This window comes from Luteitalea sp. (assembly GCA_009377605.1).
In the GTDB taxonomy this organism is placed as follows: domain Bacteria; phylum Acidobacteriota; class Vicinamibacteria; order Vicinamibacterales; family Vicinamibacteraceae; genus WHTT01.
Genome location: WHTT01000041.1, coordinates 241 through 13,929 on the forward strand (window position 1 = coordinate 241; position 13,689 = coordinate 13,929).

11 protein-coding genes, 1 tRNA gene and 2 pseudogenes (1 of these 14 only partly in view) are annotated in these 13,689 nt (G+C 64.7%); 5 read left to right on the forward strand and 9 right to left on the reverse strand.

All coding sequences use genetic code 11. From position 1 onward, the window contains the following. The 5 genes and pseudogenes from GEV06_14860 to GEV06_14880 form a co-directional block, all read right to left on the reverse strand. Positions 1 to 324 (reverse strand): annotated as a pseudogene (locus tag GEV06_14860) (TIGR00268 family protein) (it extends 240 nt beyond the left edge of the window). Next, entirely contained in the window at positions 314 to 1,183 is an 870-nt protein-coding gene (gene larB, locus GEV06_14865) for a nickel pincer cofactor biosynthesis protein LarB (GenBank protein MPZ19175.1), read from the reverse strand. Before larB ends, GEV06_14860 begins: the two are co-directional and overlap by 11 nt. Positions 1,184 to 1,285: 102 nt before the next feature. Further along, positions 1,286 to 2,479 carry a nickel pincer cofactor biosynthesis protein LarC gene (gene larC, locus GEV06_14870; GenBank protein ID MPZ19176.1) on the reverse strand — a complete coding sequence of 398 codons (1,194 nt, stop codon included), beginning with the start codon at positions 2,477 to 2,479 and terminating at the stop codon, positions 1,286 to 1,288. A 38-nt stretch (positions 2,480 to 2,517) separates the two neighbouring features. Continuing rightward, entirely contained in the window at positions 2,518 to 3,180 is a 663-nt protein-coding gene (locus tag GEV06_14875) for a hypothetical protein (protein ID MPZ19177.1), read from the reverse strand. Between the two features lie 205 nt (positions 3,181 to 3,385). Then, positions 3,386 to 4,072 carry an LppP/LprE family lipoprotein gene (locus tag GEV06_14880; GenBank protein ID MPZ19178.1) on the reverse strand — a complete coding sequence of 229 codons (687 nt, stop codon included), beginning with the start codon at positions 4,070 to 4,072 and terminating at the stop codon, positions 3,386 to 3,388. Positions 4,073 to 4,425: 353 nt separating this feature from the next. Here GEV06_14880 and GEV06_14885 point away from each other — a divergent pair. Beyond that, positions 4,426 to 4,619 (forward strand): annotated as a pseudogene (locus tag GEV06_14885) (Na/Pi cotransporter family protein). Here the strand turns inward: GEV06_14885 and GEV06_14890 are convergent. Beyond that, positions 4,595 to 5,689 (reverse strand): FAD-dependent oxidoreductase, encoded by a 1,095-nt coding sequence (locus GEV06_14890; protein MPZ19179.1) that lies wholly within the window; start codon positions 5,687 to 5,689, stop codon positions 4,595 to 4,597. The pseudogene GEV06_14885 and the gene GEV06_14890 overlap by 25 nt on opposite strands. A gap of 275 nt (positions 5,690 to 5,964) precedes the next feature. On the opposite strand from GEV06_14890, the gene GEV06_14895 reads away from it, so the two are divergent. Next, positions 5,965 to 6,417, forward strand: coding sequence for a hypothetical protein (locus GEV06_14895; GenBank protein MPZ19180.1), 453 nt, complete (start codon positions 5,965 to 5,967; stop codon positions 6,415 to 6,417). A 233-nt stretch (positions 6,418 to 6,650) separates the two neighbouring features. On the opposite strand, the gene GEV06_14900 is transcribed toward GEV06_14895, so the two are convergent. Further along, positions 6,651 to 6,727 (reverse strand) — tRNA-Arg (locus GEV06_14900). A 221-nt stretch (positions 6,728 to 6,948) separates the two neighbouring features. Between GEV06_14900 and GEV06_14905 the strand changes: the two genes are divergently transcribed. Further along, positions 6,949 to 9,504, forward strand: a complete 2,556-nt coding sequence (locus tag GEV06_14905) for a hypothetical protein (protein ID MPZ19181.1) — start codon at positions 6,949 to 6,951, stop codon at positions 9,502 to 9,504. Here the strand turns inward: GEV06_14905 and GEV06_14910 are convergent. Then, positions 9,488 to 9,637 (reverse strand): glycosyl transferase, encoded by a 150-nt coding sequence (locus GEV06_14910; protein ID MPZ19182.1) that lies wholly within the window; start codon positions 9,635 to 9,637, stop codon positions 9,488 to 9,490. The two genes, GEV06_14905 and GEV06_14910, sit on opposite strands and share 17 nt — an antisense overlap. Positions 9,638 to 9,666: 29 nt before the next feature. Continuing rightward, positions 9,667 to 12,060 carry a DNA ligase D gene (ligD, locus tag GEV06_14915; GenBank protein MPZ19183.1) on the reverse strand — a complete coding sequence of 798 codons (2,394 nt, stop codon included), beginning with the start codon at positions 12,058 to 12,060 and terminating at the stop codon, positions 9,667 to 9,669. Between ligD and GEV06_14920 the strand changes: the two genes are divergently transcribed. After that, positions 12,008 to 12,865, forward strand: a complete 858-nt coding sequence (locus GEV06_14920; protein MPZ19184.1) for a Ku protein — start codon at positions 12,008 to 12,010, stop codon at positions 12,863 to 12,865. The two genes, ligD and GEV06_14920, sit on opposite strands and share 53 nt — an antisense overlap. Before the next feature lie 96 nt (positions 12,866 to 12,961). Next, positions 12,962 to 13,684 carry a TerC family protein gene (locus GEV06_14925; GenBank protein ID MPZ19185.1) on the forward strand — a complete coding sequence of 241 codons (723 nt, stop codon included), beginning with the start codon at positions 12,962 to 12,964 and terminating at the stop codon, positions 13,682 to 13,684. Positions 13,685 to 13,689: the final 5 nt, after the last annotated feature.

Below are 13,689 nucleotides of genomic sequence, written 5' to 3' on the forward strand. Positions count from 1 at the left end.
CAGCTCGATGCGGCAATGATAGCAGCGGCGGGCGTCGTTTCGGACAAAGCTCGGATCGGCCATCTGCTCCGTGTTGACGATTTTGAGCGACACACCGAGCCGCTCGGCGATCTCGCAGGCGTCCGCGATCTCCGATGGCGGGTAGGCGGGCGAGGCGCCGATCACCGCCAGGGCTCTCGCGCCCAGCACCGCACGCGCGAGGTCCATGAGGAGGACGCTGTCAGCGCCACCGGAAAAAGCCACGACGACGGAGCCCAGCTCCCTGAGGATCTCAGTGAGACGTTCGAGCTTTCCTTCGGTGGCGAGAGGCAGCTCAGGATCCATCTCGGTCTCCACGATTCATCATCCCGGCCAAGCAGCCGGCGCCGAAGCCATTGTCGATGTTGACCACGGCGACTCCGGTGGCGCAGCTATTGAGCATCGTCAGCAGGGCCGCCAAGCCGCCAAAGCTCGCGCCGTAGCCGACGCTCGTGGGAACGGCAATCACCGGCACGGCCACCAGACCGCCAATCACGCTCGGCAGCGCGCCGTCCATGCCGGCAACGACCACGAGGACACGCGCACCGAGGAGCCGCGGCAGATGCTCGAAGAGACGATGCAGGCCGGCGACGCCCACATCCGTAATCCGGAGCACGTTGTTGCCCATGAGGCCAGCGGTAATCGCCGCTTCATCAGCCACGGGTAGATCGGCGGTTCCCGCGCTCACCACGACAATCCCCGTGCGGCCGGCCGGCGCGGCGCGTCGGTCGATCGTGATTGCCCGGGCGAGTGGATGGTAGACAGCGGCCGGTGTGGCCTCCTGAACCGACGGGAACGCCTCGGGCCCCACCCGCGTGATGAGGACGGTCTCCGATTGCTCGCTCAACCGGCTGGCGATCTGCGCAATCTGGTCCGTCGTCTTGCCCTGTCCCAACACGACCTCTGGAAAGCCCTGCCGCACGGAGCGGTGGTGGTCCAGCGTGGCGAAATCGAGGTCTTCGAACGGCAACAGGCGCAGCCGATCGAGCGCCTGCTCAACGGAGCACTGGCCGCTCTGCACCGCCCGGAGCAGCTCGACGAGGCGTTTGGAATCGATCGTTGCACCTCCTTGCGCGCCGACGTTTCTACATTTCCTTGCGCATAGCGAGGGGCCTTCAGAGTGTGAGAAATAATCGCCGTAGCGCAGGCCTTTAGGCCTGCCCATTCCGGCGCTTGCAGGCCTGAAGGGCCTGCGCTACGAGGAATTCTTCGCACCTCTTCCAGGCCCCTCGCTACGTCCGTGGAAGCAGCAATGTCGCGCTCGAGATCAAGCCGATGGCACGTCCGCCGCGGCGGCGTCGAACGCCGCAACGGCGGCCGTGCGCACGCGGGCGAGCGAGAGGTGCTGTTCGGCCGCAATCTGCCGGCAAGACTCGTACTCCGGAGCGAACCGCACCGAGCCATCCGGGAGCCGCGCGACCACACCGCGAATGGCCCCCCATTCCGTACTGACCTCGCTCGGCTGCCGCCGCAGTACGTGGCGGGTCAGCGCTTGCCGCCGCACACCGAGCGTCATCGTGTCGCGGAAGATTATCGCTTCCAGACGATCCGCATCGGCGGGCTTCGCCTGCACGGCCAACAACACGCCCGGACGCCCTTTCTTCATCTGAATCGGCGAGGCGCAAACATCGAGCGCGCCTGCTTCCCACAGCCGCTCGACGCAGTAGCCGATCGATTCGCCGTCCACGTCGTCGAGATTGGTCTCCAGCAGCACGATCGTATCGTGCTCGATCGGAGAGACGCCCGCGACCTCTTCGCCCACGAACAGTCGCAGGATGTTCGGGTGATCGAAGTCGCTCTGTCCCGGGCCGTAGCCGATCGACCGAATCGTCATCGCCGGCAGCGGACCGAACCGCTCTGCGAGCGTGGTGACGAGCGCCGCACCGGTGGGTGTTGTCAGCTCGCCTTCGACGCTGAAGCTCGAGAGCGGGACCCCGCGCAGGAGCTCGCCCGTCGCGGGCGCGGGAATGGAGCATCTGCCGTGGGCGATCGTCACAAACCCCGTGCCAGTGGGCACCGGCGCCGCGACGAGGCGCTCGATGCCGAGGAGGTCGTACGCAATCGCGGACCCGACGATATCGGCGATCGAGTCGACCGCGCCGACCTCGTGGAAGTGGACCTCCTTGATCGTCGTGCCGTGGACCTTGGCCTCCGCCTCGGCAAGTCGCGTGAAGACCGCGGTCGCCAGCTGAGACGCACGGGGTGTCAGGGCACCGCGCTCGATCATCTCCGTGATGTGATGCAGGTGGCGATGCACGTGCTCCGGAGCGTGCTCGACGGTGATCTGCGTTGCGCGGAAGCCTCGTTTCGTGACCGCCGACGCCACGAGCCGGCAGCTTGGCAGTCCGAGCGAGTCGATACCGGCTTGAACCGCTGCCAGATCCGCGCCGGCGTCAACCAGCGCGGCAAGGGTCATATCACCGCTCACGCCGCTCGCACAATCGAGGTAGGCGATGGACATCGTCTCGTCTCCAGCATAGGGGCGGTCGAGATCCGCGCTCAGACAATCAACCCGGTACGCAGCATCCAGACCAGGCCTAGCAGGCATGAGAAGCCGCCCAGAGCCGGCTGGACGAGGCGCAGTAGGTGCGCCTCGCGAACCCGCTGCAGCATTCCGCCCAGCACCATGCAGTAGGCTGCCATGGCGAGAATGACGCCGAGCCCGAACATGAACAAGGAGGCGGACAGTTCGAGCGCTGACCCGGCACCCGAGACGGGCACCAGTGCCAGCGCGGGAACGGCGCCCGCCAGTCCGTGAACCACGCCGGTGAGACCGACAACGCGTCTCCCGTAGCGGTTCCTTCGGTGGTCTGAGGTATGGAGGTGCGCATGGACCACGGTCCCCGTGGCACTGCCGTGACGGTGCGCGTTCCGCGAGAAGTAGTTCCTTCGCAAGGCCAGGAGGCCGACGTACACGAGAACGACACCGACGATGAGCTCCGCATAGGCGCTGAACCGATCAGGGACGGATCCCAGGAACGCGGCGAAGATCACTCCGGGAACCAGCACGCCCATCATATGGGCGATTCCCCATTCGAGGCTCACGCCGAGGGCGCCGCTCGGTCCGCGACGGTGGCTCAGGAACGTGCTCACCGCCGCCAGATGGTCGGGTCCGAATGCGTGCAGAATACCCAGGAACAACGCCGTGGTCGGAATCAGCATGAGTTCGGGTCGGGGACGTCTCCGGAATTGCGAAGCGGGCTGGCTCGGTCGGTCGCAAGCATCATATTCGAAGTGCGCCCCAATCCCCGGGTTCGACGGCATTCTCATCGGGCAGGGCGCATGGATCTATCCACGCAGGTCGCAAAATGTAGCACTCAGGTCGTGTCCGCTCGTGGTGCCCGTGCCGACCGGTGCCTGCAGGGACTCATGGCTGCGAGACCGGTGTGATCTCCTCAGGCGCGAGCACCGGGTGAGCTCCTTCGCGATCGATCCGGTACGACACGGATGTGCGACCCGACGGACAGCACAGCGGGTCGGTGTCTTTGTACCGGCTGAACTCCACGCTCAGGGTCTCGTCGCTGAAGAGCGAGACAGGTCCGGCGTCACCGTCCATGCGGGACGCCATCGGCTCTGGGGCGATCGTGCCGGCGAACTGGCCGCCGACGAAGATGAAGACCTGGTAGCCGAAAGGACGACACATGCCGTCGGCACCCGACATGCCGGAGACGAGCGTCACGTCGTTGTACGTCTGCCGCGATCCGAACAGCGACCATCCGGCCTGTGTGACCTGCGTATCTTCCGGCCCGTCGCCCTTCCTCAGTGAGTCCTTGCATTGCTCGTCGATTGTGGGCTCGTACTCGCCCTTGGTCGGCTTCGGAAGGGCGGCGCCTGGCCTGTTCCAGTTCCGGACCGGTCGGTCGAGCCAACTACCGGCCGAGGTCTCCGTCGCATCGACCGGCGGCTCGGTGGGCTCCTGCTGCTCGCGTGCAGGGGCTTCTGCATCACGTGCGTGCACCGCGGGAAGCTCGGACACGGTCGGAATCGGTGCCTGCTGCGCTTGCGCGGCGCCACCGAGCGACACCGAGAGCACGAGAGGAGCGATGTATTCCATTATCCGCATGTGATGTCCCATGGCAGTGCTCCTCAACAAATCGGATCAGTAACAGCTCACACGTTCTGAGGTATCTGCGCGGGAGTGTACCCGAAATGGCCCGCGGGCCGAGCAGGGGCTGGAAAACCACGGGGACGGCCTCGATCGCGGTGCCCTGAGGAATCCGCACGGCCACTGAGTTTCCCGGAAAGTCATCTGTTCGTCACGGGGGCGACATATCACGACGCTACCCTTCGACCTTCCCATCGTTGGGGGAGTGGAGCCAAGGAATGGTTCGGAGTGGAGCTGGGGCGACAGTCGCTCACGAAGGCGTGGCGAGCGAGAGCGAGGCTGGCAGCGGTAATGCGCTGAGCTGGCTGATGGTCTCGGGACTCGTGTACACGCTCATCAGCGCGGTCAGCGTCATAGGGACCGGCTTCAAGGTTGCCGCCGGCGAACAGGCAGAGCAACTGTTCTCGCCGTCCCTATGATCATGGGCTCCAATATCGGCACTACGGTCACCAACACTCTGGTGAGCCTCGGTCATGTGCGGGACCCGGAGGAATTCCCAGGAAATCCGATGACGTCGCCCGCTGCGCAAATATGTGGCACCGAGGTACGATACCGCTCGTCGACTTGCAGGCGTCCGCGCTGGTCGGCTTCCAGTCCGGCTGCCTCGAGTCTCAGGTCTGTGGTGGCCCCGAGCCGTCCGGTCGAGAACAGCACGACATCGGCCACGAGGTGCTTGCCGGATGCCAACCTCACGAGCCCCTGGCGCTCGGCACCGCCGGCAACCTCGATCTGCTCCACGGCGTCGCCGCAGCGAAAGACCACGTCGCTCTTGCGCATCTGGTGGATGAGCTCGTCGACGATCTCGTGATCGAGGAACTCGAGCGGTCGCGGCCGTTGGTCGATCACGGTGACGTGGACACCGAGCGCGGCGAACATCGAGGCGTATTCGATCCCGATCACACCGGCGCCCACAACCGCCATCGTGCGCGGGAGCTGATGGAGATTCAGCACAGTATCGGACGTGGTGATCGTCTGCCCATCCGCTTCGATATCGCGCGGCCTGCTCGGCACCGTGCCCACCGCAATGAGGATGTGGGCGGCTGTCAGTCGCCGACGGCCATTCCCCGCATCCACCACGAGCGTATGCGGATCTTCGAACGACGCCCGTCCGTACAGGAGGCGAATGTCATTGCGCGCCAGTACGTCGTGGACCATGCCAACTTCCCGCTGAATGACCCACGCGACATGACCGACCAGCTGCTGCATCGTGGGGCGCACACGTTCCCGGTACGACTTCTCGACACCTTCCAGGCCAGGGCGCGAGTAAACCCGGCGCACCGCTTCCCGAAAGGTCTTCGACGGTATGGTGCCGGTGTCGACGCAGACGCCGCCGGCAAGTCGCCGCTTCTCGAGGACCGCGACCCGTTTCCCGAGCTTCGCCGCTTGAATCGCCGCGCGCTGCCCTGCGGGCCCGCTGCCAATGCAGACGAGGTCGTATTCAATACGCTCTGTCACCGTGCTCGCTCCTACCGCTCCACCGTGTGCTCCGTTCGTATACCACAGCGGTGTGAACGCTCCGTGAACGCGGCACGCCGGCGGCCTGCGGAGGGAACGACGCTTCAGCATGCCCCTCGCTGGTCAGACGCGCGCAAGACCTTCCAGCGACCCCATGGGCCCTCCGCTCTGAAGGGCGAGCGACATGACGTTCACTCGCGGACAAGCTCTTCCGGGAGGAACAGGCTAGAATAGTCGAAGAAGTCACGCATGGATTGACATGGAACGAGTGGTACGCATGATCACGTTCGAAGAGCATGCCGTGGGGAAGCTGGACCTTGAGTACTGGTTGACGCGTCCTCCCATCGAACGTGTCGCCGCCGTTGAGGTGCTTCGTCGACAGCGTCATGGAACTGGCGTCCGACTTCAGCGAGTTCTGCGGGTCATTGAACGTGAATCGCGTTGAGTACCTCGTCGTGGGCGCCTACGCCATGGCGCTCCACGGCGTACCACGGTATACAGGCGATTTCGACGTCTACGTCAGGCCGACTTTCGCTAACGGCCTGCGTGTGATGGCAGCCATTCGCGAATTCGGCTTTCCCACCGATGCGCTGTCCGCAGAAGACGTGATCGATCCTCGCCGCGTCATTCAGATGGGCATGCCGCCACTCCAGATCCACATCATGAGCGAGATCAGCGGGCTCACCTGGGAACAAGCCTGGGCTGGCAGGGAAATCGGTCGCTTTGGAGAGCTCGATGTCGCCTTCCTCGGTCGAACCGAGCTCATCGAGAACAAGCGCGCTGCCGGGCGAACGAAAGATCTGGCCGATATCCAAGCGCTCACCCGTCAGGTCGACTGATATCAGAAGCGCCCGCCGCGACCGAGCCCATCTCAAATGCGTTGCCAACGGCGAAATAGACGAATGTGAGGATGTTGGGGGCAGAACCCCGAATTGCGGGCCGAAATATTGGCGCGCCCGGCCGCCTTCGCGGCCGTGCCGCTTCGGCGCCCAGGGAGGGATTCGGTCTGCGTGAGCGGAAGGCGAAGCAGACTCAACGAACGCGTCGGGCGAAGCCAGCTTGCGAAGCGAGATGGCGCGCCCGGAGGGATTCGAACCCCCGACCTGCGGCTTCGAAGGCCGACGCTCTATCCAACTGAGCTACGGGCGCGAACGAGCAACTACTAATCCTACCACGAGCGTAAGCCCGCGCCGTGGCGGCCAACACCTTCCTGTCCCCTCCATTCTGCAGCGCAGTTCGTTACGCGGTTGTCGCGCCGAGAGTAGTACCCTACGCCCGCAGCGCGTCGGTGGCTGCAATCATTTTAGAACCCTTGAGGCACGGAAACGGCCGCCTCGGCGCGGCGGCCCTACCTAGGACAAAGTGCGGAGATGCAGTTCCGTGGAACCGGCGCGTACTTCTTTCGGAACAAGCAGCTCAACGCCAACACGTGGGCGAACAATCGCAACGACGAGCCGCGTCCAGACGATGACCGCAAGAACACGTCGGTGAGCCTGGGTGGCCCGATTCGCCGCGACCAAACGTTCTTCTTCGGATCGTTCATGGACTTTCGCGACAACGATTCAGGTCAGCAGAACAGCACACGGTTTCCGACGGACGCAATGGCACGGGGCGACTTCTCCAGCGTACCGGTGCAACTGCTCGATCCGGATTCCGGGCAGCCGCTCGCGGGCAATCGGATTCCGAGCCGGCTGCTCGATCCGGTCGCGCTGCAACTGGTGGAGCTGATGCCGACGGTCGAGAGCTACGACGATCGGCTCTTCTGGAGCTTCGAGGGCCCGTCGCGAAACGACGAGCTGCTGGCCAAAATCGATCACCATCTCGGCGCTGCGCACACGCTGCAACTGACGTCCTTCACGACATGGGGGAGGCAGACGATACCAAATCCCGGCGGCCGCCCGTCAGCGACCACCAACATTCCCGCCTGGGGGCCGCAGCTCAACGAATCGCGACAATACACCTCCGCGTTGCGACACACGTGGATTCTGGGGCCGCGTCTGGTCATGGAGTCGCGTGTCAGCGTCGCCCGCCTGGATGCCGACCGCACCACCGAGAACATCGGCAGAAACCTTGCAGACTTTGGAGCCCAGAACTACCCGATCAGCCAAGATGGGGCGCGCCGATACCTTCCGCATATCACTATTGAAAACGGTCCGAATGGACGCAACGGCTTTCTGAGCCTCTTCAACCAAGGAAACTACCAGGCTGTGTCGAGCCTCTCGTGGAACACCGGCCGTCACAACCTGAAGTTCGGCGTGGAAGTGCAGCGACAGAACATCCGGCAATACGATGACACGGAGCGTATGTATTTCGAGTTCGACGGGCGGCACGCGGCGGGGCTCGACGCGCCACCGGAAAGCGATCAGTTCGCATTCGCGTTCGCGGACTTCATGATGGGGCAGACGACCCCGGCCGTGAGCTACTCGGCGTCGGGCATCCTCGACTACGACGTGGTCAACTGGAACATCTTCGGATATGTCCAGGACGAGTGGCGGCTCACGTCTCGTCTGACGCTGACGCCAGGCCTCCGGTACGAGATCTACCTGCAGCCGCACGAGCAAGATGACAAGCAGGTCGCCTTTCGGATGGGGCACGAGTCGAGCCGATTTCCCAACGCGCCCACGAATCTCGCCTTTGCCGGAGACGCCGGACTGGACGGTGGATTCTTCGAGCCAGACCGCAATAACTTTGCGCCGCGCCTCGGTCTCGCGTGGGACGTGCAAGGCGACGGCCGGACCGCCGTCCGGGCAGGCGTGGGTTGGTACTACTCCTATAACCCCAGTCAGTTCTTCATCTGGAGCGCCGAGAACAACCCGTGGCGGCCGGAAGTGTTCGGGAGTGGCGGCCGCCTGAGCGATCCGTGGCTCACCAGCCAGGAGCCGACGTACGCGTCACCACCCACGCCGCTGACGGGCGAGAACATCGCCAATTTCCCGTGGACACCTCCGTATACCGCCACCGGTTATGCGGAGGACTTCGAGACGCCGTACAGCCTTCAGTGGAACGTCTCGGTGGAACGACAGATGTTCGAAGGGGTGTCCGTCACGGCTGGATACGTCGGCAACCGCGGTCACAGGTTCACGCAGATCCTCCCGATCAACGTCGCCGAATACCGCGAAGGCGCCAACGACACAGCGGGGAACATCAACGAGCGCCGGCCCATCCCTGACTTTGCCAGCGTCATGGAGATCAGCTCCACGGCGCGCCTCTGGTACGACGCACTGCAGCTCAGCTCGACGTTGCGGGGCGGCGGCGTGACCGCGCGCGTGAGCTACGTGCTGGCGAAGGGCTACGACACGGCGGCTGCCGATCCAACGAGCCAGGGCAACCAACAGGCGGCCAACCCGCTGGACATCGCGGGGGAGCGCGGCGAGAACCAGCGGCGCCACACGTTTCGGGCCTTCTTCGCATGGGACCTGCCATTCTTCAGCAATCGCCACACGCTTGCATCCTCGCTGCTTGGCGGCTGGCAGATTTCCGGCAGCGTGCGCGCGCGGAGCGGCGCGCCGCGGAACGTCACGCTCGGGACCGATTGGAACTTCGATGGCGTGACGGGCGATAGGCCGGACCTGGTCGGTGACATCCAGTATCCGCAGGCGGAGCTCGAGGACGGCGGGTACCAGTGGTTCGATCCGGCAGCGTTTGCACTGCCGGGTGGCGGGACGAACCACAACCTGTTCGGGACGCTGCCGCGCAACGCCATCTTTGGTCCCGGTGACTGGAACGTGGATGCTGCACTGCTCAAGCAGTTCCGCTTTGTTGGCGATCGTCGCTTCGAGCTGCGGTTCGAAGCCTACAACCTCTTCAACCACCCGAATCTCCAGCTCGGTAGCGGTGAGCTCGATTTCAGCAACGCCGACTTCGGCCAGGTCGTCACGCGCGACGGCAACCGCAGGGTCCAGCTCGGGATCAAGGCGTATTTCTAAGGTTCGAGGTTCGAGGTTCGAGGTTCGAGGTCGGAGGTTCGAGGTTCGAGGTCGGAGGTTCGAGGTTCAAGGTCGGAGGTTCGAGGTTCGAGGTTCGAGGTTCAAGGTTCAAAGGTGGAAGAGACGAGGGCATGGTGGCTTGACAAGGGTTGTACCGTGCTTTCAGAGGCTTCCCAAGCGATCCAACACGGTGCGCATGTCGGGGGGCTTGGTCGTTCTGAGCGATGCCCACAGATCACCGACGCGGCGAAAACGCGCTTCCACGGTGGTCAGCGTGAAGTCCTCGGGCGCCACGCCGTCATCCAACTCGTCCCACGCGAGCGGCGTCGAGACGCCGGCAAACGCCGTCGCGCGCACGCTGTAAGCCGACGCCAGCGTCTTGCCGAGGATGTTCTGGAGATAGTCGACGTAGACCGTGCGACCCCGCGCGCTGACCTGTCGCTCGACCGTGGCCTGCTTCGGGTGCTTCGTCGCGACGAGCGTCGCAATGATCCGGCAGAGGAGCTGGCCAGTGTGATAGCTGGTTCCCGGCGGTAACGGCAGATAGATGTGCAGGCCGCGCGAGCCGGAGGTCTTGGGCACGCCAGGGACGCCGATGCTCTCCAGCTCCTCGTGCACCCAGCGCGCGACGTCGAGGACGTCAGCAAACGACGCGCCAGGCATGGGGTCGAGATCGATCGCGGCAAAATCCGCCGATTCGGGGGAGCTCACGCGCGAGAACCAGGGATCCTGCGAGATGGCTGCCAACTGCGCCATGTAGAGCAGCGTCTCGAGCGTGCCCCCCACCAATCTCGGCGTCCGCTCGACACCCTTGTCCGAGCGCTCCTCGAGCACGTCCACCCGCACGCCAGGCGGCGCCTCGTCTGGCGCCCGCTGCTGGTAGAACGCCTTGCCGTTCACGCCGTTGGGAAAGCGCTTCATGACGAGCGGCCGATCGTCCACCACCGGCAGCAACCACGGCGAGATCCGCACGTAGTATCGAAGGAGGTCGCCTTTGGTGAAATTGCCCTGCGGCCAGAACACTTTCGCGAGGTTCGTCACGTCCAGCGTCTGGCCGCCGGGCAAGGCGAGCGTGCCGTCGCGCCGCGACTCCTCGAGCGCCTGGAGGTGAGAGACGAGCGACTCTCGCGCGGGATCGACTCGGAAGGCGGGCGGTCGCTTCTGGCCGCGCGGCGTCCGCCGTGAGCCCGACGTCTTCTCGCCCGTGCGCCGGCCGCGTCGCGAGGCGGTGCGCTCGACGTTCGCGGTCTCGGGCATCTGGCGCTCTGTGGGTGTCGCGAGCGGCAGCGGCAGCGCCAGCAACGGCTCGATGCCGACCTCGTGCGGCGCCTTGTCGTCACGCACTCCAAGGTAGACCGGATGGCGCAGCTTACGATCGTCGGTCCATTCCGCGAACCGTACCTGCACGACCATCTCCGGCTTCACCCAGTGTGAGCCCGGCGGCGCGTCTTGCTCGTTGACGAACGGACAGTGTTCCGTCGCGCGGCTGGCGAGGAGACGTGAAAGCCGGCCGAGCTCCGTGTCGGAGAACCCTGTGCCCACCGCGCCGACGAAGAGCAGCGGCTGGTCCGCCCGCGCGCTGCTGCCGCGCACGCGGCGACGGTCGTCCACCCAGACGCCCATGAGCAAAGCGCCCATGTGCACGCGCGCGCCACGCGGCTCGGTCCACCCGCCGATCACGACTTCCTGCTGACGAAGAATCTTGATCTTGCGCCATGCGGTGCTTCGGCGACCGCTCTCGTACCGCGAGTCGGCGCGTTTGAGGATCAGACCTTCCAGGCCATGTTGTTCCGCCTCACGATAGAGTCGCCTGCCGTCGCCAGCCGTATACGAGCCGAGGCGCACCACGGGAGACGTCGCGGTGGCGAGCAGCCTGTCCAAGCGCGCACGCCGCGTCGTGAGCTGGAGCCCGCGAAGGTCGTCGCCGCCGTCGCGCAAGAGGTCGAACAACAGGAGGGCGGCTGGCTGTGCGCGCACGCGGGCGTCGATCTCGCGCGTCCCGGTGAGGTGCATCCGCCCTTGCAGCCGCTCGAATCCGGCCGGCTGGTCGCGCTCGTCCAGGGCGACGATCTCGCCGTCGAAGATGACCGGCTTGTCGAGGCGCTGGCCGAGCTGACGAAGCTCGCGCACCACCTCGGGGAACTGCGCGGTCTTCTCGTTGCCGTTGCGGGAATAGATCGCGACGCGCGGCGTGGGCGCAGCCGGCTCGACCATGACGATGGCGCGGATGCCATCGTACTTGGGCTCGAAGATGACTCTGTCGTCCAAGAGGTTTGCCTCGGAGGTGAGCTCACCCGCCACGGCCAACATGGGCCGCACTCGCGAAGGAGCCTCACGCCACGGTGTCGCTACGGGTGGCATTGGTATGGGAGTGTAAGGAAAAGGCGCCTGAAAAAGGAACCGGGTACCTTTTCGCCGGCGAAAAGGTACCCGGTTCCTTTTTCCGGTAAACCTTGAGCTAACATTGGCCGAGAGGAAGCGAGGGCCACTGGAGGGCCTCCGAATGGCTGCACGACCTACGTGGAAAGGGTTTCTCAAGGTGAGCCTGGTCAACATCCCGGTGCGGGTGTTCCCAGCCACGGACTCCGCCGGCACCGTCAGCTTCAACCAGCTCCATGACGAGTGCCAGACGCGCGTCCAGTACAAGAAATGGTGCCCTACCCACGACCGCGAAGTGTCGAAGGATGAGATCGTCCGCGGCTACGAGTTCGAAAAGGGCCGCTACGTGGTCATCAACGACGAGGACCTCGAGAAGGTCCGCCCGCCGTCCACGCGTGTGATCAACCTCGTGCAGTTTGCGGACCTCGGCGACATCGATCCCGTCTACCTCGAAAAGCCATACTACCTCGCACCGGATGGTCCCGTGGCGGCCGAAGCGTTTGGCGTCATGCGCGAGGGGATGAAGGGGAAGGTCGGCATCGGCAAGCTCGCACTCTATGGTCGAGAGTACCTCGTGGCCGTCGCGCCGCGCGAGCGTGGCCTCGTCATGTACACGCTCCGGCGCGCAGACGAGGTCCGTCAGATGGGTGCCATCGACGAGTTCGAAGGCATTCCCGGTAAGCCGAATCCGGCGGAGGTGAAGCTCGCCCAGCAAGTGATCAGCTCGTTCGAGTCCAAGCTGGATCTCGGAGAGTTCAAGGACGAGTACCAACAAGAGCTGCGGCGGATCATCGACGCAAAGGTCGCCGGCGAAGAAGTCATCGCACCGCCCGAGGAGGCTCCGCAGAAAGTCGTGAACCTCATGGATGCGCTACGCCGGAGCCTCAATCAAGTGAGCGATACGCGGAAGCGAACCGCCAAAGCGGAGCTCCCGAAGCCGGTGGCCGCACGCCCCACGGCCCGGAAGCGCGCACGGGGATAGAGACATACCGTGCTCGATCTCATTTGGTCGACAGGCACCATTGCGCTCGGGCTGACCGAGCAAGCCGCGACTCCGGCCAGTGCTGATCTCGTCAGTATGGCGAGCCTCATCACGCTGGTCACGCTCGTGGCGCTCGAGATCGTTCTCGGCATCGACAACATCATCTTCATTGCCATCCTCGCGGGCCGGTTACCAGCCGCGGAGCAGCCGCGCGCGCGGCGCCTCGGCATTGGGATGGCTGTCATCTCGCGCATCCTCCTCCTGTTCGGCATCTCGTGGGTCATGACACTGACCCGCCCGTTGTTCACCCTGGCGGGCGTGAGCCTATCGGGGAAGCAGCTCATCCTCGTCGGGGGCGGCCTGTTTCTCATTGGCAAGAGCACCTACGAGATCCACGACAAGCTCGAAGGCGGCGACGACCACGGGAGCACTGTTCGTGGTGGCTCCGCGCTGGCCGGCGTCGTCTTCCAGATCATGCTGATCGACATCGTGTTCTCGCTCGACTCCGTGATTACCGCCGTCGGGATGACGCCGCACGTGCCGCTCATGGTCATTGCCGTGCTCGCAGCGGCCGGTGTGATGCTCGCCTTTGCGGGTGCCGTCAGCGACTTCGTCCACCGGCACCCCACCATCAAGATGCTGGCGTTGGCATTCCTCCTGTTGATCGGCATGATGCTCGTGGTCGAAGGATTCGGGCAGCACGTCAGCAAGGGGTACATCTACTTCGCCATGGCTTTTTCGCTGTTGGTCGAGTTTCTGAACATGCGGCTGCGCGGGAAGGCGAAGCCGTTGCCGCTCCGACACTCGACGATGCGTTAGTGGAA